The sequence below is a fragment of the Serratia nematodiphila DZ0503SBS1 genome, assembly GCF_000738675.1.
Classification (GTDB): domain Bacteria; phylum Pseudomonadota; class Gammaproteobacteria; order Enterobacterales; family Enterobacteriaceae; genus Serratia; species Serratia nematodiphila.
In genome coordinates this window covers 507,521-532,108 of the sequence record NZ_JPUX01000001.1, presented here as the reverse complement: position 1 = coordinate 532,108, position 24,588 = coordinate 507,521, and the positions used below count along the sequence as shown (strand labels likewise).

The 24,588-nt window shown below is 63.6% G+C and carries 12 protein-coding genes; 3 read left to right on the top strand and 9 right to left on the bottom strand.

Annotated elements, in window-relative coordinates; translation table 11 throughout:
* Window positions 1-127: 127 nt before the first annotated feature.
* The 4 genes from entS to fes form a co-directional block, all read right to left on the bottom strand.
* On the bottom strand, window positions 128-1,384 hold the full coding sequence (entS, locus tag JL05_RS02350) for an enterobactin transporter EntS (RefSeq protein ID WP_033631552.1): 1,257 nt from the start codon (window positions 1,382-1,384) through the stop codon (window positions 128-130).
* A gap of 175 nt (window positions 1,385-1,559) precedes the next feature.
* Complete coding sequence (locus JL05_RS02345) at window positions 1,560-5,504, bottom strand: enterobactin synthase subunit F (protein ID WP_033631551.1); 3,945 nt, start codon at window positions 5,502-5,504, stop codon at window positions 1,560-1,562.
* Between the two features lie 32 nt (window positions 5,505-5,536).
* Window positions 5,537-5,743, bottom strand: coding sequence for an MbtH family protein (locus JL05_RS02340; RefSeq protein WP_004930023.1), 207 nt, complete (start codon window positions 5,741-5,743; stop codon window positions 5,537-5,539).
* Complete coding sequence (fes, locus tag JL05_RS02335; protein WP_074469401.1) at window positions 5,718-7,091, bottom strand: enterochelin esterase; 1,374 nt, start codon at window positions 7,089-7,091, stop codon at window positions 5,718-5,720. Before fes ends, JL05_RS02340 begins: the two co-directional genes overlap by 26 nt.
* A gap of 284 nt (window positions 7,092-7,375) precedes the next feature.
* On the opposite strand from fes, the gene JL05_RS02330 reads away from it, so the two are divergent.
* Window positions 7,376-9,658, top strand: coding sequence for a TonB-dependent siderophore receptor (locus tag JL05_RS02330; protein ID WP_033631550.1), 2,283 nt, complete (start codon window positions 7,376-7,378; stop codon window positions 9,656-9,658).
* A gap of 59 nt (window positions 9,659-9,717) precedes the next feature.
* On the opposite strand, the gene JL05_RS02325 is transcribed toward JL05_RS02330, so the two are convergent.
* The 3 genes from JL05_RS02325 to JL05_RS02315 form a co-directional block, all read right to left on the bottom strand.
* Entirely contained in the window at window positions 9,718-10,950 is a 1,233-nt protein-coding gene (locus tag JL05_RS02325) for a YncE family protein (protein ID WP_015376340.1), read from the bottom strand.
* Window positions 10,951-10,997: 47 nt separating this feature from the next.
* Window positions 10,998-13,907, bottom strand: coding sequence for a condensation domain-containing protein (locus tag JL05_RS02320; protein ID WP_033631548.1), 2,910 nt, complete (start codon window positions 13,905-13,907; stop codon window positions 10,998-11,000).
* A 78-nt stretch (window positions 13,908-13,985) separates the two neighbouring features.
* Window positions 13,986-16,079, bottom strand: coding sequence for a TonB-dependent receptor (locus JL05_RS02315; protein WP_033631547.1), 2,094 nt, complete (start codon window positions 16,077-16,079; stop codon window positions 13,986-13,988).
* Between the two features lie 533 nt (window positions 16,080-16,612).
* Between JL05_RS02315 and JL05_RS02310 the strand changes: the two genes are divergently transcribed.
* Together JL05_RS02310 and JL05_RS02305 are read left to right on the top strand one after the other, a co-directional pair.
* Window positions 16,613-18,223, top strand: a complete 1,611-nt coding sequence (locus JL05_RS02310; RefSeq protein ID WP_033631546.1) for a condensation domain-containing protein — start codon at window positions 16,613-16,615, stop codon at window positions 18,221-18,223.
* Between the two features lie 64 nt (window positions 18,224-18,287).
* Window positions 18,288-21,383 (top strand): amino acid adenylation domain-containing protein, encoded by a 3,096-nt coding sequence (locus JL05_RS02305; RefSeq protein ID WP_033631545.1) that lies wholly within the window; start codon window positions 18,288-18,290, stop codon window positions 21,381-21,383.
* A gap of 43 nt (window positions 21,384-21,426) precedes the next feature.
* Here JL05_RS02305 and JL05_RS02300 read toward each other — a convergent pair whose 3' ends face one another.
* On the bottom strand, window positions 21,427-22,770 hold the full coding sequence (locus JL05_RS02300; protein ID WP_033631544.1) for a condensation domain-containing protein: 1,344 nt from the start codon (window positions 22,768-22,770) through the stop codon (window positions 21,427-21,429).
* Between the two features lie 273 nt (window positions 22,771-23,043).
* Window positions 23,044-24,360 (bottom strand): glutamate/aspartate:proton symporter GltP, encoded by a 1,317-nt coding sequence (gltP, locus tag JL05_RS02295; protein WP_015376334.1) that lies wholly within the window; start codon window positions 24,358-24,360, stop codon window positions 23,044-23,046.
* Between the last annotated feature and the right edge of the window lie 228 nt (window positions 24,361-24,588).

The window sequence follows — 24,588 nt, the reverse complement described above, 5'->3', positions numbered from 1 at the left end:
ATTTGCTATGTCAATAAACGTAAGCACTTCTTTCATTTCGAAATCATGACATAAACGCTGTGGGTTTTACGCATGCCGATGATAAGCATTGCTATTTGATCCCACAGCGTTGTCTTAACGCGTTCGACTACTTTTCTGTGGCGGGCTGCGGCTCCGGTTTGTGCAGCGTGACCTGACGCAAACCGGTCATGGCGAACAGCAACAGGATGCCGAGCGCCGCCGCGCCGAAGCCGAAACCGCTGGCGCTCATCGCCGGCAGCATAAAGGCGCCCATCGCCCCCAGCAGCAACGCGCCCAGCGCATCGCCCACCACGTTCTGCGCCGTCCACAGGCCATTGATGCGGCCAAGGAAGTTGTCCGGCGTCAGGCTCTGGATCAGACCGTATTGCAGCAGCGAGTTCAGCGCGCTCAGGTAGCCGAACGCCACCAGGCACAGCAACGCCAGGCTGTACCACGGCATCAGGCCGAACAGGCCGATGGCGGCGAACGCCGCGATCGCCGTCAGCAGCATCACCCAGCCGGGGCGCGCCACGTGCGCCACGCGCCCGCTGGTGAACGCGCCGATGGCGGCGCCGAGCGGCACGGCGGCGTACATATAGCCAAGGTGGGCAGCGTCGATGTGCCAACCTTCCGCCATCGCCGGGTACAGCACGCGCACCGCGCTGGCCATGGTCAGCAGCGCGCCGATCAGCGCCACCATGCCGATCACCTTGTTCTGGAACAGGAAGGCGAAACCGCCCGCCAGCGCGCGCAGCGGGTGTTCACGCGGCTGCGGCGGCGGCATCAGCTGCGGCAGGCTCAGCAGCGGCAGCAGCGTCAGCAGGGTGCCGAACGCCGCCAGACCGTAGTTCCAGGCGATGCCCATATGGGCGATCACCAGGCCGCCGATCGCCGGAGAAAGAATCGAGCCGAAGCGCACCGTCAGCATGCTGATGGCGCCCGCCTGCACGATGTTTTCGCGGCCCACCAGCGCCGGCGTGGCCGCCAGCAGCGCCGTCACCCCCACCGCGCCAAAGAAGCCGTCCCACACCGCCAGCAGATAAATGGCCGCCAGCGAAGGCGACGGCAGCAGGGCGTTGAGACACAGGCCGACAAAACCGACGCCGCAGGTAGAGCGCGCAAACAGAATCAGCCGGCGTCGCTCATAGCGATCGGCCAATACGCCCCCCATCAGCAGCCCGGCGAACATGCCGCCGCCGGCCAGCGTCACCGCCAGCCCGACCTGCAGGGTGGAACCGGTCAGCGCCTGGATCTGCACCGGGATGGCGATCGCCATCAGCCCCAGCGCCACAATGGAGATAAAGCGCGCGCAGAACACCGCGCGGAAAGCCCGGTTGGTTTTCAGCAGGCTGAAATCAAGCAGGATGGAGGGTTTGCTACTCATCGGTTGTTCACCACATCTTTAAACGGGGATTCTGCAGTTGCGGAGCGCTATGCTAGCACAGATGACGAAATCAATAATGATAATAAAACTCATTGATATTCAATTGTGAGCAACCGCAAGAAACGCCGCCAAACGCGGGGCAATCCCCGTGCCTGGCGGCGGGATGAGGGCGTCATTACAGCGTGCGCAAGATCCGGTTCAGCAGCGGCCCCAGCACTTTGAACGACGCCGGCGAAACGATATCGACATGCGCGCAGTCCAGCTCGTGCGCCTGCAGCGCATCGACGTACTGCGACCAGGTTTGCTGCACGTCCATCCCTGCCTGCAGCGTGCGTTTGGCGACGAACAGCGTCGCCTGGCCGTGGAAACGGGCGGTCCGCGTGTGCGACAACAACCGCACCGAATCGGCGTAGTTGGCTTCGATGTTGTCGAACATCGCGGTGCGCGTCTCACCCAGCGCCGGATCGAGCGTGTCCTGCGACACCGCCAGGAACTGCTCGCGCTCGCGCTGCACTTCCTTCAACACGTTGTCGTCCAGCATCACGTCCCAATTTTGGGTCTCCGGCGGATAGGTATCCAGCAGGCCGAGGAACGCCACCTGCTCGCCGCGCGCCTGCAGCCGGGCGGCGATGCCCTGCGCCAGCGTGCCGCCGAGCGAATAACCGATGAAGTGGTACGGCCCGTGCGGCTGCACCTGCAGCACCGTCTGCAGGTGCGCCTCCACCACCTGGTCCATGTCTTCGCTCAGCGCCAGCGGGCCGTCCGGCCGCGGCGACTGGATGCCGACCAGCGACCAGTGCTGATCGAGATAGCGCGGCAATACGCTGAACTGCCAGGAGAAACCAGACGCCGGATGCAGACAGAACAGCGTCGGCCCCTCGGTGACGCGCAGCGGCAATACGCTGTCGAAGCCGCTGCGATCGGCCTCTTCCTGCGTGCGATCTTCCGCCAGCAAGGCGGCCAGTTGCTCAACGCGCGACGCTACCATCACCTGGCCGACGGACACCGCCTTGCCCAGATCGCGGCGCAGCTCCGCCGCCAGGCGCATCGCCAGCAGCGAATGGCCGCCGAGCGCGAAGAAATCGTCGTCGGCGAACACCTGCTCGCGCTGCAGCAAACGGGCGAATACCGCCGCGATCTCGCTTTCCAACCCGGCCTGCGGCGGCCGCCCCGCCTTGCGCTCACCGCCCTGCGGCTGCGGCAAAGCCTTGCGATCCAGCTTGCCGTTGGCGCTCAGCGGCAAATCGTGCATTTCCACCAACGCCACCGGCACCATGTGCGGCGGCAGGCGGTCGGCCAGCGCCGCACGCAAAACCTCCGCATCCCAGCTCACACCGGGTTGCATCACCAGATAGCCCACCAGTTGGCGCGCATCGCCGCCGGCGTCCACCGGCGTGCCCTGCAACACCAGCGCATGCGTCACCGCCTGGCGCACGCCCGGCAGCGACAGCAAGGCGTGATCGATTTCACTCAGCTCGATACGCTGCCCGCGGATCTTCAGCTGATCGTCGCTGCGGCCCAAATATTCCACCGCGCCGTCCGGCAGCCAGCGCGCCACGTCGCCGGTGCGGTACATCCGTCCGCCCTCGCCGAACGGGTCGGCGACAAAGCGGCTGGCGGTCAGATCCGGCCGGCCAAGGTAGCCGTGCGCCAGCTGCACGCCGGTCAGATACAGATCGCCCGCCACGCCCGGCGGCACCGGCCGCAGGCGCGCGTCAAGAATGCGCAGCCCGGTGTTCCATACCGGCAGGCCGATCGGCACGTTGGCGCCGGTCACCTTCGCCAGCGCGTCGCCGTAGGCCGGATGCCAGGTCACGTCCACCGCCGCCTCGGTCGGGCCGTAGAGGTTGTGCAACGGCACCGCCGTGCGGCTTTGCCACAGGCGGCACAGCTCCGCCGGCAGCGCTTCACCGCTGCAGAACACCTGGCGCAGCGCGGTGCAGTTCGCCACCGCCGCGTCATCGTCCAGGGCGGCGACGAAGGCCGCCAACATCGACGGCACGAAGTGCAGCGTGGTAATGCGGTGTTGCGCGATCAGCTGTTGCAGCTGCTGCGGATCGCGGTGCGCCTCAGGCGGCGCCATCACCAGCCGGGCACCGACCATCAGCGGCCAGAAGAATTCCCACACCGAGACGTCGAAACTGCATGGCGTTTTCTGCAGCACCGCGTCGTCCGCCCCCAGCGGATACTGGTGCTGCATCCACAGCAAGCGGTTGACGATCGCCTGATGGCCGACCAGCACGCCTTTCGGGCGCCCAGTGGAACCGGAGGTAAAGATGATATAGGCCGCATGATCCGGCGTCGGGCCCGCGATCGCCACCCCGGCGGCATGATCGGCCGCCAGCGGCGCGTCATACAGCAAGATTTCGCCCTTGTCGGCGAAGCGCGCCTGCTGCGCCGGGTTGGTGATGACCAGCCGGGGCGCGGCGTCTTCCAGCATCATCGCCAGCCGCTCGTCCGGATAACCGGTGTCCAGCGGCAGGTAGGCGGCGCCCACTTCCACGATCGCCATCAACGCCAGCGACAGGAACACCGAGCGCGGCAGCGCCACCGCCACGATGTCGCCCGGCCGTACGCCCTGCACAACCAGCTGGCGCGCCAGCGCCGTGACCTGTTCGCGCGTTTCGCGGTAGGTGAAGCTGAAATGCGCATCCGCCAGCGCCGGCGCGTTCGGCGTGCTTTGCGCCTGCTGCGCCAGCAGTTGGCTCAGCGTGGTCGCCGGCACCGGATGCGCCGTGTCGTTGACCCGCGCCAGCAGCGCGCGATCGTCGGCGGTCAGCATGTCGGCTTCGCCGATCGGCAACGTTGCCTGCGCGGCGAACTGCGCCAGCAGCAGCGGCAACCGCTGCAGATGCGCCAGCAGTTCCTGACGGCTGTAACGCTCGGCGTTGGCCAGCAGCTCCACCTTCAGCTGATGGTGTTCGTCGATAAACAGCGCAATCTCCAGATCGCGCACCGGCCCGGAGGCCAGATCGTGGGTAATGCCTTCGATACCGGCGAAGTCCAGCTGGTAATCAAACATTTTGAAGTTGAAGACCGTACCGTACAGCGGTTCGCCGTCGCCGATGCGCCCCAGATCGCGCTGCACCTGTTCGGCGTCGTAGCGCTGATGGCGGCGCACCGTTTTCAGCTCGCGGCTGATGCGGGCGGCGGCCTCATACAGCGTAGCCTGCGGCTCGAGGTGCATCTCCATCGGCAGCACGTTGATCACCGGGCCGGCGGCGCACAGGGCGGCCGATCCGGTACGGCGCATGAAGATAAAACCGGCGCTGAAGCTCGGTTGGCCGCTCAGACGCGACACCCATAGCGCCACCAGCGCCACCGCCATATCGGCGGCGTTCAGCTTCTGCTGCGCGCCGCACTGCACCAGTTCGGCGAAGGCCTGCGGATCGCAGCGCTGTTCCAGCCGGTGGATGCGCGGCGTGGGCGTTTGCCCGGCCAGCGGCTGCGGGCAGAGCGTGGCCGGTGGCGGCAACTGCCGTGCTTTTTCACGCCAGAAATCGGCGTCGCGTTGCCAGGCCGGGGCCTCCCGGTAAGCCTGGTATTCCGCCACCACGTCGCTGAACGCCGTGAAAGGCGTCGGTTCCAACGCGTCGCCGCGGCAAAGATGGGTGTAAATCGCCGCCACGCGGCGCGCGATGGCGGTGAAGCTGAAACCGTCCACCAGCAGATGATGATAGCGCTGATACCAGAACCAGCGGTCATCCGCCAGGCGCATCACCACATGGCGATACAGCGGCGCGCCGCTGCCGGCGCGCAGATCGCTCGCAAGATCGATGTCCATCAGCGCGCGCGCGGCGGCTTCAGGGTCCGGCGACGTCGTCAGATCAACAAGTTCCGGCTCGTGCACCGCCAGCGTGTCATCCAGCCATTGCACCGGCACGCCGTCGCGTTCCGCAAAACGCAGGCGCAGCATGTCCACCTCGCCCAGGCCCTGGATGATGGCCTGCAGCAGAGGCTCCACGGCGACAGGGCCGTTGAGTTCGATGGCGTGAGCCACCGCGTAGGCATTGCGATGCGGGGAGATTTGATCGGCGACCCAGATGCCGGGTTGTGCCGCGACCAGCGGCCATTCGCCCGCAAGCGCCGGGCCGCTGAGAGAGTTAGGGGTGTGTGACACTGCTTATTGCTCCCGTGATTACCTGGCGCCGGTCACGCCTCGCGTGCTGCGACCGGCAGAATATCTTGCCAATGCTGTTCCAGCCATTCGGCGCACTCGAGGCGCGCCGCCGGGCCAAAGACGATCGTCCACTCGGACGGAATGGCGCGGAAATCCGGCCACAAACTGTATTGTTGTTGTACGTTGCGCAGCACCAGGCTGCGCTGCTGTTGATCATCGAACGGATTCAGGCTTTCCATCATGTGTTCCTCGTGCCGTCGCCGATGCCGGGTAAGCGGTGGCGAAAGCGGAAGCCCATACCGCCTGCAGCCCATCGGTCAGGCCGCTGCGCCAGCACAGCGCATCGTGCCCGCCTTCCACCACCCGGTAGTGCACCCGATGGCCGGCGTCGCTCAGGCGCGCCGCCATTTCGCCACTGACCCGATGCACCAGTTTTTCCTGCGAACCGGCTTCCATAAAGACCTTCAGCGCGCCGTGGTTGCCCAGGCCGTGCCGTTCTACCTGTTGCATCAGCCAGCAGGCGTCGTCGGGAATGCTCGGCAGCTGCAGCATGTCGCGCCGCGGCCACCAGTAGGAACCGGACTGGGTGATCACCGCGCCGAAGCGCTGCGGCCAGCGCAGCCCGGCATACAGGGAGGCCAGGCCGCCAAAGCTTTGCCCCGCCACCACCGTATCGGCCGGCTTGTCGCTGTGCGGCGCCCAGTCGGCCAGCTGCGGCATCAGTTCTTCCTGCACCGCCAGCCAGAAATCGTCCTTGCAGGTTAATTCTCGCGCCCGGTGCGGCAGATCGATGATGTCGATCAGCACATACACCGCTTCCGGCAACGCCCCCTCGCGGGTCAGTTGCATCAGCGGCGCCCAAACCGGCATCTGCTTCGCCCAGAACTGGCCGTCGAGCAAGATCGCGAGCGGGCGCTCGGCCGGCTTGCTGTCGCCGGTGGTGTAGATCCAGACATCGCGGCTGTTGCCCAGGCGCTCGCTCTGCCAGGTATGCCGCTGCAAACGCGCCGGCAGCGGCGGTGTGCAGCGCCCGCTGGCGATCTCATATTCGTCGAACGAACGCCATACCGGCTGCGGCGGCGCATCCGGCATGTGCAGCCCGGAGACGCTGTGACCGCTGGCGCTTTGCCAGGAGCGATACGGGTTGAGCAGATCGGGGGTAGCGCTGGCGAACACCTGATGCCACCAGTGACGCAGGTTGTGCATGTTGGCGTGCGCATCGTCGCCGCTGAACGCCGGCGGCCGCTCGTCAAAGCAGGGGATAAAGCAGTAGCTTCCGCGCCAGGCGCCGCTCAGTTCGGTCTGCCAATACCACACGTCGGTACCGGCCAAACGCTGCAGGCTTTGCGGCGGATTCGGCTGATGGTGGTCGGTCAGGCAGTTAATGTTGATCCATACGCGACGGTAGGCGGAGGTCAATTCGCATCCCTGGGGATCGCGCCAGAAAAAGGTGGTGCGCCAGCGGCCGTTACCCGCCGGTTCTACCCATGGCGTACCGCGTCGTGCCACCGTCAACCACCACCCTGGACTGCCCGCATTGCTGCTGGCCAATAATCTGCTGCTTTCTGACTGTAGTTCTGTATTCACAACGCCTACCCATTTTGTAGTTGGCGGCACCGGGAACGTCGACTTTTCCCTATCGCCGGCCACCGCCCGAACGCACTGTACGACAAATACTATTGATAATAATTTGCATTTGCAATAGTGTGTAAGGCTTGGAGATCGTGCTGGTATTGCGCGCAACGGACAGGGATCGGGGATACATCAATGGCATCCCTTGCCGCAGCCGATTTTCTATTTCCGACTACACAAAAACTACAACCGCCCTTCCCCCCATTCGGCGAGGGATGGCAGCAAGGTAGGACACTCAGATGAAAAGCAAGCTATCACGTTATTCTTTAGCCACTCTTATCGGCTTGGGATTGGGCGCGTCCGCGTTCGCCAACGCCGCGCAGCAAACCGACACCACCACCACGGAAGAGAACAGCGGCGCCACGGATAAAAAGCCGCGCGGCGAAGACACCATCGTCGTGACCGCCGCCCGGCAGAACCTGCAGGCGCCAGGGGTGTCCACCATCACCGCCGACGAGATCAAAAAACGCCCGCCGGCGCGCGACATCAGCGAACTGATCCGCACCATGCCCGGGGTTAACCTGACCGGCAACTCCACCAGCGGCCAGCGCGGCAACAATCGCCAGATCGATATCCGCGGCATGGGCCCGGAAAACACCCTGATTCTGATCGACGGCAAACCGGCCTCCAGCCGCAACTCGGTGCGTCAGGGCTGGCGCGGCGAACGCGACTCCCGCGGCGATACCGCCTGGGTGCCGCCGGAAATGATCGAACGCATCGAAGTGCTGCGCGGCCCGGCCGCGGCGCGCTACGGCAACGGCGCCGCGGGCGGCGTAGTCAACATCATCACCAAGAAGGCCGGCGATGCGCTGCACGGCTCGCTGAACGGCTACTTCAACGTGCCGCAGCACAAGCAGGAGGGCGCCACCAAGCGCACCGATTTCAGCCTGTCCGGCCCGCTGAGCGATTCCCTGAGCTTCCGCCTGTTCGGCGGCTACAGCAAAACGCAGGCCGACGCCTGGGACATTAACGAATCGCACAAGTCCGAACGCGTCGGCGCCTACGCCAACAGCGTGCCCGCCGGGCGCGAAGGGGTGGTCGATAAAAACATCGACGCCCTGCTGCACTGGGACTTCGCCCATCTGCAGTCGCTGGAATTCGAGTACGCCTACGGCCGCCAGGGCAACCTGTACGCCGGCGATACCCAGAACACCAACACCAACGCCCTGGTGCAGAGCAACTACGGCAAAGAGACCAACCGCATCTACCGTGAAACCTTCGGCCTGACCCACCGCGGCGCCTGGGACAACGGGGTGAGCACCAACAACTACGTGCAGTTCGAACGCACCCGCAACACCCGCCTGAACGAGGGCTTGGCCGGCGGCACCGAAGGCATCTTCGACACCAAAAACACCGGTTTCGGCACCACCAAGCTGGACGACTTCCTGGCGCACAGCGAAGTCAGCGTGCCGTTTGAGCTGGGCGTCGCGCAAACCGCCACGCTGGGCACCGAGTGGACCCAGCAGCGGATGAAAGACGGCACCTCCACCAGCCAAACGCTGATGGGCGGCACCATTCCCGGCATGACTACCGGCACGCGCAGCCCTTACGCTTCCGCACATATCTTCTCGCTGTTCGCCGAAGACAACATTGAGCTGACCGACACCACCATGCTGACGCCGGGTCTGCGCTACGATCTGCATTCGGAATCCGGCAACAACTGGAGCCCGGCGCTGAACCTGTCGCAGGAACTGGGTGATTACTTCACGCTGAAGATGGGCATCGCGCGTTCCTATAAAGCCCCGACGCTGTTCCAAACCAACGGCAACTACCTGCTGTACAGCAAAGGCCAGGGATGTGCCGGCAGCGATACCAAAAACGGCTGCTACCTGCTCGGCAACGACGATCTGAAAGCGGAAACCAGCGTTAACAAAGAGATCGGGCTGGAATTCCATAACGAAGGCTGGCTGGCCGGCGTGACCTACTTCCGCAACGATTACCACAACAAGATTGAGGCGGGTAACTCGCGCATCGCCACCAGCAGCACCGGCACGGCGGTCTATCAGTGGGAAAACGTACCGAAAGCGGTGGTACAAGGGCTGGAAGGCTCGCTGAACGTGCCGGTTAGCGAGACCGTCACCTGGAGCAACAACGCCACCTACATGATCGAGAACAAGAACAAGACCACCGGCGATTACCTGTCGGTGATCCCGAAGTTCACCGTCAACTCGACCCTCAGCTGGCAGGCCACGCAGGATCTGTCGATGCAGTCCACCCTGACCTGGTACGGCCGGCAGAAGCCGAAAAAGTACAACTACCAGGGTAAACCGGCCACCGGCGGCGAAACCCGCGAGGTCAGCCCTTACGCCGTCGTCGGCGCCAGCGCAACCTATGACCTGACCAAAAACGTCAGCCTCACCGCCGGCATCGACAACCTGTTCGACAAACGCCAGTTCCGCGCCGGCAACGCGCAGAACGTGGGCGATCCGAACACCGGCGCGATCAACATCGCCGGCGCGGGCGCGGCCACCTACAACGAACCGGGCCGTACCTACTACATGAGCATCAACACCCACTTCTGATGACATAACCCAACCACAAAGGGGTGCTCAGCACCCCTTTTTTTACCTTTGCAATTCAGTTACCTGGTGTGCAGCTGAATGCGCACCACGCTTTCCGGCTTGCCGGCCTTGGTGGCAGCGCCGTCGTTTTTCACCGTCACGAACAGCGCGTCGCCTTTCGGATCCAGCGCCAGGCTGTTAGGGTGCGGCGGCAGGTCTACGGTTTGCAGGCGCTTGAGGGTCTTGGCGTCAAACACAGTCAGCGTCCCGGCGCCGTGATCCACGCGCACGCCTTTGCGATTGGCGACATACAGCCGCTGGCTACGCTCATCGAGCAGCAGGCCGATCGGCACCTCATCCGTCAGCTCGCTGGCCAGCACTTTTCCGCTGTCCGCATCCAGCGCGAATACCCGGTGGCCGCTACTGCGCTTCACATAGTCGTGCCCCAGATGATGATTGCGGTAGTCGTCGCGATCGATGCCCTGATCGACGCCCAGCAGGCGATTGCTCGCCGGGTCATACACCAGGTTCAGCAGCTGATCGGCCTGCACTTCGTGCGTGGCGGTGATCGCCAGCGTGTCGGCGTTCAGGGTGATCACCTGCCCCTGCATGTTGGAGACGAATACCCGGCGGCCCTTCTCATCCAGCGTGATGCCCACCGCATTGTAGCCGAAGCCCGGGATCACTTTCTCCAGCTTGCCGGCCTTGGTATCGACCACGTACAGCACGCTGTCGACGCCGAAGCCCAAGCCCGGCAGGAACAGACGACCGCTTTGCGCGTCATACTTGAGCTCGCGGAGGCGGTACAGGTAGTCCTCGGTGATTTTAAACTTCTTCAGCTCCGCCAACAGGAAATCCAGGCGCTTGCCGCTGATGCCCGCCTGCTTGTAAGCCTGCTCCAGCACCGCTTTGTCCAGCAGCTTGATGCTGCCCAGCGCGTGGTTGGTGGTGGTGTCCACCACCCCGACTTCGCCGTTGAAGGCCTGCGTCAGGTACAGGCGATTGCCCGCGTCGTTCAGCGCTACGCCGAAGCCTTTCACCTGCAGCGGGATCTCCGCCTTGATCGCCAGGGTGTTGGGATCCAGCCGCAGCACGCGGGAGCGTGCCTCTTCCTTCCAGTCCGGCGCGCTGACGAACAGCGCCTGTTGCGAAGTGCTGTAGGCCATCTCCACCACCGTCGACGACAGCGCCTGACGCTTGATGTCCTGCGGTTTGATGCCGGCATCGTCGGCCTGCGCGGCGCCGGCGACCACCAGAGAGGCCGCCACCAGCAGCGACAGTAACGCGCGCGGGGTTGCTAGGGTTCCAGACATCCTTTTATCTCCTTGAAAATCATGCTTTCGGTTAGAGTGAAACAACGTCATGCCTGCGGCCCGGGCGGCAGCGCCGCCAGAGCGATATCGCCAGCGATGTGCTGCGCAAACTGGGTAAAGACATGCTGAACGCCGTCGGCGATCAGATTGGCCTGCTCCCGGCTGTAGTGATCCTGGCGGTAGGTCATCATCACCCGCAGGGATTTCGCCCCCGCCAGATCGTCTTCCATCACCTCAAACTGCAGGCCGAGCAACGATTCGGCTTTCTCCGGCTCCACCTGACGGTAGGCGATCGCGCTGCCGTCCTGCAGCCGGAACTCGCCGTTCAGTTTGATGCGGCTGTGGATCTGGATGAACACTTCAAACATGTGGTTCTTGCGGTCGGCGTCCACGCCGAACAGCCCTTCCTCCACCAGATCGATCGGAATGTCGGTGTATGGCAACGAGCCGTTGACGGTGTTTTTCACCTGGCTGACCAAGCCGGCCACCGTCAGCCCTTCGTCGAAGCGCACGCGGTGCACCACCACGGTGGTGAAGTAGCCGACGGTATCGAAGAACTCGGCGTCGTTACGGCCGGAGGTCGAAGTGCCCACCAGCAGATCCGCCGGGCCGCCAAGCAGGCGCAGCGCCGAGGTGATCCCGGCATACACCACGTTGAACAGCGAAGCGTTATTGCGGCGAGCGAGCTGATACAGGCCTTCCGCCACAGCGGGATCGACCTCGAACTCCAGCCAGCCGCCGTTGACGTCCGCCGGCGCAGGCACCGCCGGGTGGGTAGAGGGTTCTTGCCGGAAGATCGGCTGGCCGACCGGCGCGCCGCGCAGCGCATCGAGCCAGTAGTCCAGATGTTGCTGCTGCACCCCGGAGGCCCGCTGCTGCCGGGCGAAGGTGTGGAACTGCGGCGGTTGCCCGCTCCACTGCGGCGCCTGGCCGACGACGCGATGGCGGTAGGCGATGCCCAGCTCATCCATCATCAGGTTGAGCGACCATTCATCCAGCACCACATGGTGGAACAGCAGCGACAGCAGCTGCTGGCCGTTGTCCGCATCGCGCAGCAGCGTGACGCGCAGCGGCAGCTCGGCGGCCAGATCGAACCGGTGCTGGCCGGCATCGGCCAACAGGGCGGCGGCGTTGCCCGCCGGCGTCTCGTGGGAGAAGCGGAACCACGAGTAGTCCGCGAGTTCAGCAGCCGGCACCACCACCTGCACCACCTCGCCCTGCTGCTCGACAAAGCGTGAACGCAGCACGGTATGGCGAGTCATGACGTCGATAAACGCCTGATGCAGCGCCGTTTCATCCACCGCATCGAAGAAGCGTAAAGAGAACGGCAGGTTGAAAATCTCGTCATGGCCAAAGGCTTCATACACCTTCCACAGCGATTCCTGCGCCAGCGACAGCGGCGCCTGCGCGCGATCATGATCGACGGCGGCGGCCACCGCGGCATTCGGTTGCGCGACGTTCAGGCGTTTGGCGTAGCCCGCCAGCCCGCGCGCCGTCGGATGGCTGAACAGATCGTTAATGTTGATTTCGATCTGATGCAGGCTCAGCAAACGGCCGATCACCCGGGTAGCGACCAGCGAATGGCCGCCGCGATCGAAGAAGTCTTCATCCTGGGTCATTTCCGGCGCCACCAGCGCCTCACGGAACTCCTGCAAAATCAACGGCGCAACGCTTTCGTCCGCGTCGCCGTTCGCCGCCGGCGCGGTAATCGCCGGGGAAGCGGCCTCAGCCGCCGGCAATGCGACGGCAATTCGCTGCCCGGCCAGGGAGGCGCTGAACTGCTCCAGCAGGAAAGGCGCCACATGGGGAGACAGGCGCGGGTCGGTGACCAGCTCCAGCGTCAGCGCTTCCGCCTCTGGCAAGCCCAACAGCAGCGCCAGTTCAAACGGCGTATGCAGCGGCGGCAGCAACAGGCGTTCGGCGTGAACGCCTTCCATGCACCAGTCCGCAGCCAGATCGTCGCACCAGGCCACCAGCAGCTGCGCCCGTTGCGGATCCGGCTGTTCGGCCACGGCCTGCACCAGCAGCCGCTGCCCGACGTCGCTCTCGCCATGCTGCACGGTCAGGCGCATCAGCGGCGGCGCCGTCAGGCCAAGCTCCAGGCCGACGAACTCCGCCGTTTCCGCGGCCGGCACGCACAGCTGCACCGCTTGGCCGCCGGCCTGCGCGGCGACGAACTCGGCAAACCGCGCCGCCACCGCCGCCAGCAAGGCCCGCGGCGTGTCGTTGGCGGGCAACAGCGAGCGATCAATGCGCGTGACCACGCGCGCGCCCACCGGTGGCAAGGCTTCAGTGCGCGGCGCCGGGCTGCGGTAATCCTGCAGCGAGACCGCCTGGCGCGCCCAGGGCAGTTGCGGCTCCGTGGTTTCCGCCAGCTCGACCGGCTCCGCCGCGAAAGGCAGAGGCATCACATCCCCGTTGTAACGGGCGGACAGCATCGCCGGCAGATGGCGCCAAGGCAGCGTTTCCGCCAGGATGTCATGCAAGACCACGCCCAAAATCACGGCATCGCCCGGCGTGAGCAACAGCAAGCCGCGCAGCGGCGCTTCGCTTTCCAGTTCAAACGGTGCCGCCTGCGCCTGCAGCAGGCAGCCAATGGCGTGCTGTTCGTCCGCCACCTGACGAAGGCTCACCGGCAACGGCGCCGAACCGGCGGCGCGTTTAATCAGCCCGTTTTCGTCATCAAAAACGTAGCGCACGTCCACGCCCGGCGTCTCCCGCACCAGCGCCTGCAGCGCCGCCGCCAGCCGGGCGATATCCACTTCCCCCGTCAGGCGCCAGGCCAGCGCCCGCTGCCCGCGTGCGTCACCCTGCTGCAGATGGGCGAACCATGCCCGCTCTTCGGCTTCGCTTACCGGCCGCTCGCCGTTGGCCGACGCCGCGCCCAGCGCCTGAAACGCGCTCTCCAGCCGCTGGGCCTCTTCATCGCTCAGAATGCTGTCAAAATCACCGATCACTGCGTTATCTCCTTTGCCCGGCCGTGCCGGGATAGCGCACAAAACGGGGGACATGCGTCCCCCATCATTGCGATAGCGTTAGAAATTCAGCTCAACCGCCGCGCCGATCAGGCGGCCGCGCTGGAGCGTCGCCGTGTAGATGTCATTGCTTCGGATCATCTCGCGGCGGTCGGAGTCAAACAGATTCTTCGCATACAGCGTGGCGCGGCCGTAGTCGAAGGTGTAAGCCAGCTGGGCGTTGGCCGTCCAATAGGAGCCGATGCGCCCGCGCGAGTCGTTGTCGTATTGCGAATAGTAGGAGTCGGTGAACGCCACGTTGCTGCTCAGCTCCCACCCTTTCAGGAACTGATACTTGGCCCCCATGTTGGCGGTGTAAGCCGGCGCACGCGCCAGTTCATGCCCTTCCACGCCGCTGCCCGAGAACTTTTTGATGTCGGTTTTCAGCAGGCCGAGGTTGCCGAACAGCTCGAAGTCCCAGCGCGGCTGCCAGGTGGCGCCGATTTCCGCGCCGTAGGTTTCCACCTTGTCGGCGTTGCGGATCACGCTGGAGTTCTCACCCAGCGAGTACGGCAACTGCATATCTTTGTAATCGTTGTAGAAAAGGTTACCCGTCAGCACCACGTTGGCGTCTTTCAGGTGATGACGGGTGTACAGCTCGTAGTTCCAGACATACTCGGAACCGTAGGTGTAACTGACCACCGGCGTGCCAATCGTGATGCCGCCACCGCCGGCGTTATAACCGCGGGCGATCTTGGCGCCGTAGGTTTGGGTATCCGTCGGTTTCCAGGCCACGTCCAGCTTCGGCAGGAACACGGTGTAGGTTTCATCGAAGTCGATGCGCACCGCCTGGCTGCCGCCGTCGCGGCGACGGTGTTCGCGTTCCAGACGGCTGGCGGCGGTCACGTCCACCTGCGGCGTCAGCGCATAGGTCAGCTCGGCGAACGCCGAATGGGTATCGGTTTTATCCTTGAAGGTCGAGCCGCCGAAAATGTTGACGAACTCATCCTGCGTGCCGTGGAAATAACGCAGCCCCGCCAGCCCGTGCAGGCGGCTGTCCGCGCCACCGAAGCGCACCACCGGCTCCACGTGAACTTCCTGGCCGTCGATCTCGGCGTATTGGATGTTGTAAGCGGTCGGACGGTTGATGTTGAAATCGGTGTAGATAACGCGGTTTTCAAACGTCAGCGCATCGGAGGCCTCCCAGGCCAGATCCCAGATAGTGCTGTTCATGTTGCTTTTGAACACGGCGCGGCGCGGATCGTGACGCGGATTGGTCGGATGCGGCTGCGGGTTGAGGCTTTCGTTTTGCGGTGCGGTGCTGCCGAAGTGGTTAAAGGTCAGCTTAGTGGTCAGATCGCGCAGGCCGGCCGGATTGAACAACAGCTTGGCGCGGGCGGTGGTGGCTTCCACTTCACGCGGATCGCCCACTGGCGCATAGGCCGGCAGGTCAGCCTCGCTGCGGCGGCGCTGGCGATCGACGCTGACGCGGAACGCCAGCTGATCCTCCACCAGCGGGCCAGACGCCATGGCGGCCAACTGTGACGAGTGCTGGTTGCCGGCTCCGCCCTTGAAGGCGCTTTCCCATTCGAAGGTCGGGTCTTTACTGGCCATGACGATGGCGCCGGCGATGGCGTTGCGCCCCTGGATGTAGCTTTGCGGGCCGAGGAACACTTCGACGCGATCCAGATCCCACAGCGACTGCGGGCCGAACGCCTGTTCGTTATAGGTCAGCGAACGGCCGTCCAACGACAGATTGAGGCGCGGGCGGGTGCCGCTGAGGAAAGCATTGGCCCCGACGTTCGGGCCGGAACCGTCGATACCGCGCACGGTCGGCAGTTCGTTGCCGATGCCCAGATCCACCACGTTGGGGGTCATGCGCAGCAGATCGGGGATCTGCACCGCGTCGGGCATCGAGGCGATGCGGTTGCTGTCGAACACCTGCACGCTGGAGCCGGTGTCGAAAATGGAACGTTTGATCTTCTCACCGGTGACCAGCAGCGTTTCCGCGTCCTGGTAGGTTTCGTTGCTCTTCGTTTCCGCCGCGTTGACGTTACCGATCGCCAGTGAACACACGCCTAAAAATACCGAGGAAAACGCCCCAATGGCTCTTAACCCCGCCTTTTCCCCGTTTCCTACGCTTTCATGCCGTTGAGCCGCAAAATGCTTGCCCATAGATGTCTTCTCCTTTCATCCCAGAGGTGCACAAAATTTGATTTTTTTTACACAACCTACATCGACACTCACACAGACCATGACGCTGCGGCCTTCCCGACCTTGCTGTTGCTTATCCCTGCGGCAAACCTATGCCTTGCGCGGCCGAACGGGCGCGGCCCGTCCACGGCCAAGCCGCCGGCGGAGCGGCCGACTGCTTGTATAAAAACGTAAAATAATGTTAAGAATGATAATATTTTGCATTTTCTAATGCAAATCATTATCAATAAAGGTGTAAGAGCGGCCACGATAACCGCCAGAAAACCTTATACTTTCGCAGGTAAAACAAGCGCTGCAATAACAGACAATAATTACAATGCTAAGAATAATATGAATAAATTATTCACACCCAACCCCATGCCTGCCCGTTACAGCTAAAACCCCTTATAGATAGCACCCTCGCGTCAAATGGATCAAATAATAATAATTTTCATTCCTATTAACATTTGGATATATTCTTGCAGTCTCGTTGGCTGAATCAAAATGGATACCCGATGAAAGCTTTGACCACGATGCAGGCCGCCTATTGGGTTGGCCGACAGTCCGCTCCCCCTCTGGGCGGCATGGCCGCCCATCTTTATGCGGAATTCGACGGCGGCGAGCTGAACATCGCCCGGCTGCGCCAGGCCGTCGAGGCGTTGTACCTGCGTCATCCGCTGTTACGCCTGCGCATTACCGACGATGGCAGGCAGACGATCGCACCTCCCGGCCCCCGACATACCTTGCATCTCGACGACTGGCGACATGCCGATGAAGCAACGCTGGCGGCCGCGCTCGCCGCCAAACGCCAGGCGAAAAGCACCCAGTTGCTGCCGCTGGAGCAGGGCGTTCCCTGCGATATCAGCCTGAGCCTGTTGCCGGAAGGACGCAGCCGCCTGCATGTCGATCTCGACATGATCGCCGGCGATGCCATGAGCTTTCGCCTGTTGATGGAAGATCTGACGGCGTTTTATCACCAGTGTCCGGCGGCCCCAGCCCATGACGCGCCGCCGGCCTACTTCGATCACCTAGAACGACGCGACGCCGACGTGGCGCTGCGCCAACGGCGCGAACGCGGTCAGCGTTGGTGGCGTGAACGCCTGGCGCAGGTGCCGCCGGCGCCGCGCCTGCTGCGCACGCCGGATCGCTGCCGCAGCGATCGTTTGGCCATACAGCTGAATGTAGAAGAAAGCCGCGCGCTGGAAAACGTCGCCAAACGGCATCACACCTCCCTCTCTACGCTGTTTCTGGCGCTGTTCGCGCTGGCCGTCGGCCAGGGTTGGAACATGACGCGCTTCCGGCTCAACGTGCCGCTGTTCCACCGCGAGAGCGAACGGGAGGACGCACATCGCCTCATCGGCGATTTCTCTAACCTGGTGCTGCTCGGCGTGGAACTGAACCCGACGGAAAACCTGAACGCCTTCTGCCGGCGCCTGATGACGCAGCTGGCGGAGCTGATCGAGCATGCGGATTACCCCGGCGTCAGCGTGATGCGCGATCTGTCGCGCCTGCACGGCAGCCTGCAGCCTTCGCCGGTGGTGTTTACCGCCGGTTTCGGCATCCGCGGCAAAACGCTGTTTTCCGAACGGGTCACCAACACCTTTGGCCGTCTCGGTTGGGTGATCTCTCAGGGGCCGCAGGTGGCGCTGGATGCGCAGGTCGCCCACGTCGACGACGGCATTCTGATCAACTGGGACGTGCGGCTGGACGCGTTCCCCGAGCACGTGCTGCCGCGCCTGCTGGCCTGTTACCGGGCGCTGCTGCACCTGGCCGCGCGGCAAGCGGGGGCGTTCGATCGCCCGCTGTCGCAGCTGCTGGCGCAATGCACGCCCGACGCGCTGGCGCAGCAGGCGCCGGTGCGCCAGGTGCTGCACCGGCTGCTGGCGCGGGTGGCTCCCGAGGCCAATGTGCGCGACCACGACGATATCCGCCGGTTGGCCTTGCCGGATGCCGGGGTGAACGCGCTGCTGACGGTGCTCAACAAGTATCTGGCGGCGGCGCTGACGGCGCAGGATCTGACGGCGCATCCCTCCCCGGCGGCGCTGGCGGCGTTGATCTGCCAACGGTCGCCCGAGGCAGGAAGGCATGCGAAAACGCTGCTCGCCGCGCTGGCGCCGCAGCACTGAGATCGGTTTCCGGGCGCACGGTGCCCGGCTCGTTTTAATCGGTTAGCGACTATAGGGAAGTACCATGGAGACACCATTAACCGCACTGCAGCAGGCCTACCTTCTGGGCCGCAGCGATCGATGGCCGCTCGGCGGCGTGGCGATGCACGACTTTCGCGAATACCGCGCCCGGCAGCTGGACGTACCGCGCCTTGAAGCGCGCCTGACCGAGCTGGTACAGCATTACCCGGCGCTTCGCACCTGCATCGATGTGCAGCGCGGCACGCAGCACGTACGCCCGGAGGTGACGCTGCATCTGGATCGCCACGATCTGCGCGCCCTTGATGGCGAAGCGGCGCAGCGCCAGGTCGAACAACTGCGCGAGCGTTACTCCCACCAGCGCCACGATCCGAGCCAACCGCTGTGGCGCATCGCCGTGATCCAACTTGCCGAACAGCAGGATCCGACGGGATCGCCGTACGATACGCTGATCTTTACCAGCTTTGATGCCTTGATCCTCGACGGCCAGGGGATCTCCACCGTGATCGCGCGCCTGTTCGACGATCGCCCTCTGACGTCGACCGCCGCCGCACTGCCGCCCCCCGCCGCATCGGCGGCGCAGCGCCAGGCCGATGCCGCCTACTGGCGTGAAAAACTGCTGGATGTCACCACCCCGTCGGCACTGCCGTGGCGCGCCCCGCTCGCCAATCTCACCTCATCACGCTATCGCCGCGCCACCTTGACGCTACCGCGCGATACGGTAAAACAGCTTGGCCGCCTGGGATCGCCGCATGCGCTGCTGCGCAACAGCCTGCTGTCGGCGCTGATCCTCGATACGCTGGCCCACTGGACCACCGACGGTGAGCTGTGCATCGGGGTGCCGGTAGCGTTCCCCGCCGCCGATGGTGCCCTGGGCAACGCCTCCAGCTTCGTGGCGGTGCGCTATTCCCGTCATGGCGAAGACTTTATCCAGCGCGCGCAAGCCCTGCAGGACGACGTGCTCGGCGCGCTCGACCACCTGGCGTTTTCCGGCGTCGATCTGGCGCGGCAGTTGCTCGGCCAAAGCCAGGGCGGCCCGGCGCTGCCCGTGATCCTGACCAACTGTCTGGGTTGGGAAACGCTGCCGGCCGAGGCGCCGGTGCGCTTCCACGACGGCCTGACCCAAACGCCGCAGGTCGCCATCGATATTCGCCTGACGCTGGACAGCGAAAAAAACCTGCAGCTGTGCGTGGACTACGCCGAACAGGCGCTGCACGGCGAGCAGGTAGAAGCCATGCTGGCGGCGTTGCAGCGACGCATCCTGCGCAGTTGCCAACGCGCCGACCTGGCGATCGCGCCGCGAGATTTCATCGATCTGGCGCATTATCGCCACAATGACAGCGAAGCGAATTACGCGCCTTATCCTTATCTGGCGCAGCTGGCCGAGCGGCTGTTTGGCGCACAAAACGGCGGCAACGCGCTGATCTGCGGCGAACAGACGCTGACCTACCGCGAACTGGGCCAGCAGATCGCCACGGCGATCGCTAACCTGCAAAGCCGCGGCGTGCAGCCGGGCAACGTGGTGGCGTTGTATCTGCCGCGCAGCCCTGAGCAGGTCATCTTCAGCCTCGCCTGCGCCCTGCAGGGCGTGATCTGGGTGCCTATCGATATCAACTCACCGCCGGAACGCACCGCCTACCTGCTGGAGAACTGCCGGCCGACGTTGGTGGTGCACGGCGGCGATCTGGAGACGCCGATCGGCGTGACGCCGGCGATCCTGCTGGCGCCGACGGATCGCGCGCCTGCGCTGCCGGATGAACAGACGTTGGTGGAACGCAGCGCCAGCCTGACCGCAAGCTACTACCTGTATACCTCCGGCACCACCGGCAAGCCCAAATGCGTGGTGCTCAACAACCGCGCCACCGCCAACGTTATCCACCAGACCCAGCAGCGCTGGGCGGTCACCGCCGACGACGTGTTCATTTCCGTCACGCCGCCGCACCATGACATGTCGATGTTCGATCTGTTCGGTTCGCTGTGCGCCGGCGCTACGCTGGTGCTGCCGGCGCCGCATCAGGAAAAAGACGCCATCAGCTGGAACCAGCTGGTGGAAAAACATCGGGTCAGCCTGTGGTGTTCGGTGCCGGCCATTCTGGAGATGCTGCTCACCTGCAAAACGGCCGACAGCCTGCGTTCGCTGCGCCTGGTGGCGCAAGGCGGCGACTACATCAAGCCGGCGACGGTGCAAACCCTGCGAACCCTGCGCCCGGATCTCGCGCTGTTCTCGCTCGGCGGGCCGACCGAAACCACCATCTGGAGCATCTGGCACCCGATCGCCCCGCAGGAGAGCGGCACCGTGCCTTACGGCCGCCCGCTGCCCGCCAACCGTTATTTCATCTGCCATGACGACGGCAGCCACTGCCCGGCCGGCGTGGTCGGCCGCATCCATACCGCCGGGGTGAACCTGGCGTTGGGCTACCTGGAGCAGGGGGAGCTGAAGCAGCACGATTTCATCACCCTCGAAGGGCCGGACGGACAACCGCTGCGCGCTTTCCGCACTGGCGATCAGGGCTACTACCGTGCGGACGGCAACATCATGTTCGCCACCCGGGTGAACGGCTATGTGAAGATCCGCGGCGTGCGCGTCTCGCTGCCGGAAATCGAAGACGTGCTGCGCCGCCATCCGGCGATCCTGGATATGGTGGTGGTGGATTATCCCAGCGGAGAAAACAACGAGGCGGCGCTCGGCGCCCTGTATCTGACCCGCGACGGCAAACCGCTGCCGCTGTCCGAGATCCGCGCCTTCGCCACCGGCTATCTGCCCTGTACCCATATTCCCACGCGCTTTATCCACGCCGAGGCGCTGCCGCTGTCTGCCAACGGTAAAACCGACCGCCATCGCATCCGCGCCGACCTGAGCCACCAGCAAACCGCGCCGGCGTTGAACGCCTGCGCGGCCCCGCCGCCGCACGCGCCGCTGGTGCGCAGCGCCGAGATCCTGACCATTTACTGGCAGGCGATCGGCGTGACCCCGCGCCCGGAATGGGGGGAAGAGACGGCGTTCATCGCCATGGGGCTGAAGCTGCCGCATATCAAACAGGTGGCGTCACGCCTCAATGACGCTTTTGGCACCCGTCTGGTAAGCAGTTCGCTCTTGCCGTGCAAGAACGCGCGCGAAGTGGCGGCGTTGCTGGCCAGCTGAAGCCCTGCCACTCGGGCGGGAGCATCCTCCCGCCCGCACTTTCTCAGGCGGGCAACGCCGTCAGGGCCGCCAGCGGTTGCCCCCAGGCTTCCCGCTGCAGCGCACGCAACAGAAATTCTTGCAGCGCCTCGCCATAGTCCAGCGCATCCTCCGTCGGAAACTGCTCCAGATAGATATCGATATCCACCTGCAGATCGCGGGCGTCGGTGCGGCCGCGATAAGTCAGGTTGAAACCGTCGCCCGAGCCGCCGGCCAATACGCTGCGCGTACCGCTGCAGCCGGTGAAACGGGGCGCATCGAAGGGCTGCACATTAATGAAAGGGGAAATAAAGAAGCGCGAGTTCGGAGCCACTCCGCGATCGACGGCCAGTTGCCGCAGGCGGTAGCCGGCGTGGCTGCGCAGCTCACGCAGTTGCTGCGTCAGCGTGGTGAGAAAGCTCCCCAGCGTCTCCGCTTGCGACGGTGACACCAGCAGCGGCAGAGTGTTGACCGCCAGCGAAGGCACGTTGGTGGCGGCCTGCCCGCGGCGATTCAGCGCCGGCATCCACATCGGCAGCGTATCGCCCTGCCGGGTACAGCGCGGCATCACCTGAAACAGCCAGGCCGCCGACAGCGCCACCAGCAAGTCGGGCCAATTGATGCCGCTGCGCTCCGCCAACTGCGCCAGACAGTGCGACACTGCCGCCGACAGCCGGTGATGGGTGCTCAAACGCCGTACGCCATAGGCCTCACCGCCCTTACGTACCGTCGGCAGCGCCTGTGACGGCGGCAAATAGGTCTGCCAAAAGCGCCGATCGCGCTCGCATCGCTCAGAATCAGCGTAGGCCAGCTCGGCCTGTTGAAAGGGTCCAAATGCGCCCAGAGGGATACCCGCGTTGCCCTGGCCGAGGTAGTGCGCATATAACGCGGCGCAGCGGTGTTCGATCAGGGCCATACCGAAGCCATCAATCAGAATATGGTGCGCACGCACGTACCAGAGGTAGCGCTCCGGCCCCAGTTTGAGCAGCCAGGCTGCGGCTAGCGGCTCGCTATGCAGCGCCCGGCGCTGCGCGATATCTTCGCGCATCAGGCTTTGCGCCGCCAGCCAGGGATCGCCGTGCGTTTGCAGATCGATGCGTTGCAATGGCGGTGTGCACTGTGGATCGTAACGCAACGACGGAGGAGCGTCGCCATGCCGCTCACCAAAGCGCAAGGCAAACGCCTGCGTCTCGGCGAGAGTGGTGGCGATCGCCCGGCAGAGCGTCTCTTCCTCTACCGCGCCACACAGTTCGGTGCAATGTGCGACGGTGGACAGCGTCTGCCCAGGGTGCAAGGTGTGTTCTTCCCAGAAATCAAGCTGCGCTGGCGCCAGCGGCAACCATTCAGAGGCCAAAGCGGTGTCCGACATGTTACCTACCTTTGATAAGCCTGAATAAAGACGCCGAACGGGCGTAACCCCGCCGTTCAACGGCTTTACGTGTCTCCATACATCATCAAATGAAAATGATAATAACATCTATTATCATTTCTATTAATTTGGTAACACTTTAGATTCTGTTAAGCGGGGATGCAAGTCGCGCAGTAGGACAGAGAAAAGAAAGTGGCCGGTTGAAGAGCCATAAAAACAAAACGCCCCGGCACAACTGGCTGGGGCGTTTTCAACGTCGGCGATACTCGGTAATTAGGCCTGGTTGGCCGGCTTCACCTTCTGCGCCAGGAACTCCGTTTCGTAGGCCAGCGCCTTCTTGCGATCGAACTGGTGCTCCCACTTGGCGATCACCAATACCGCCAGCGCGTTACCCACCACGTTCAGCGCAGTGCGCGCCATATCCAGGATACGGTCCACGCCGGCGATGAACGCCAGGCCTTCCAACGGAATGCCGACGCTGCCCAGGGTGGCCAGCAGCACCACGAACGAGACGCCCGGCACGCCGGCGATCCCTTTCGAGGTCACCATCAGCGTCAGCACCAGCACGATCTCCTGCCCCAACGACAGCTCGATGCCGTACAACTGGGCAATAAAGATGGCGGCGATGCTCTGGTACAGCGTCGAGCCATCCAGGTTAAAGGAGTAACCAGTCGGCACCACGAAGCTGGTGATCGACTTGGGCGCGCCATAAGCCTCCATCTTTTCGATGATGCGCGGCAGCACCGTTTCCGAACTGGCGGTGGAATAAGCCAGGATCAGTTCGTCTTTCAGGATGCGGATCAGCGTCCAGATGCGCAGGTTGCACAGCCGGGCGACCGCCCCCAGCACCACCAGGGCGAAGAACGCAATGGCGAAGTACACCAGCACCACCAGCTTGGCCAGCGGCAGCAGCGAAGCGAAACCGAAGTTGGCTACCGTGACCGCAATCAGGCCAAACACCCCGATCGGCGCATAGCGCATAATCATGTGGGTGACTTTGAACATGCTCTCGGACACCGCCTTGAACACCTTCAGCAGCGGCTCTTTGGTCTCTTTCGGCAACGACGACAACCCCAGGCCGAACAGCACCGAGAAGAAGATAATCGGCAACATGTCGCCCTTGGCCATCGACGAGAAGACGTTCGACGGGATCAGCGACAGAATGGTCGCCACCAGACTGTGCGAACCGCTTTGCACCTGTTCGGTGGTTTTCTCGTACTGCGAAATGTCCACCGTGGTCAGCGTCGACATATCGATGCCGTGGCCGGGTTGGAAGACGTTGGCCAAGGTGAGCCCCACCACGATGGCGACGGTGGTGATCACTTCGAAGTAGATAATGGTTTTCAATCCGATGCGGCCCAGCTTTTTCGCATCCCCCACGCCGGCAATACCGACGATCAGCGTGGAAATAACGATCGGCACCACAATCATCTTGATCAAACGAATAAAGATATCACCCGCCGGGCTGAGAATATTGCTCACCAGCCACTCACGAGATTCGGTCTGGTTGTGCAATACCGCGCCAACAATAATACCCAGTACCAACGCGATCAGGATTTGCCAAGCCAGGCTAATTTTTACACTTTTCATACCCAAAAAGTCCTCAAAGACTCTTTGCGCCGTACAAAGTCGCAACACGGCGAAAAGAATACTTAATCATTTATTACAGGCTTATGTTAATTCAGTGGAAGCGTTCACCTGCCCTGGGTGCCACGCAGTATAAATCTGTATCATCCGGGCGGCATGCTCTGCAAGCCTTGATTTGTCAGGCTTGAGCGCTGAATCGAATCACAAAAATTTCGCGGAACTATTTCAAAT

Coding starts and splice junctions, on each gene's coding strand:
- entS (WP_033631552.1), bottom strand. CDS start 1,384: ATGAGTAGCAAACCCTCCATCCTGCTTGATTTCAGCCTGCTGAAAACC.
- JL05_RS02340 (WP_004930023.1), bottom strand. CDS start 5,743: ATGGAAAGCCTGAATCCGTTCGATGATCAACAGCAGCGCAGCCTGGTG.
- JL05_RS02330 (WP_033631550.1), top strand. CDS start 7,376: ATGAAAAGCAAGCTATCACGTTATTCTTTAGCCACTCTTATCGGCTTG.
- JL05_RS02325 (WP_015376340.1), bottom strand. CDS start 10,950: ATGTCTGGAACCCTAGCAACCCCGCGCGCGTTACTGTCGCTGCTGGTG.
- JL05_RS02315 (WP_033631547.1), bottom strand. CDS start 16,079: ATGGGCAAGCATTTTGCGGCTCAACGGCATGAAAGCGTAGGAAACGGG.
- JL05_RS02310 (WP_033631546.1), top strand. CDS start 16,613: ATGAAAGCTTTGACCACGATGCAGGCCGCCTATTGGGTTGGCCGACAG.
- JL05_RS02305 (WP_033631545.1), top strand. CDS start 18,288: ATGGAGACACCATTAACCGCACTGCAGCAGGCCTACCTTCTGGGCCGC.
- JL05_RS02300 (WP_033631544.1), bottom strand. CDS start 22,770: ATGTCGGACACCGCTTTGGCCTCTGAATGGTTGCCGCTGGCGCCAGCG.
- gltP (WP_015376334.1), bottom strand. CDS start 24,360: ATGAAAAGTGTAAAAATTAGCCTGGCTTGGCAAATCCTGATCGCGTTG.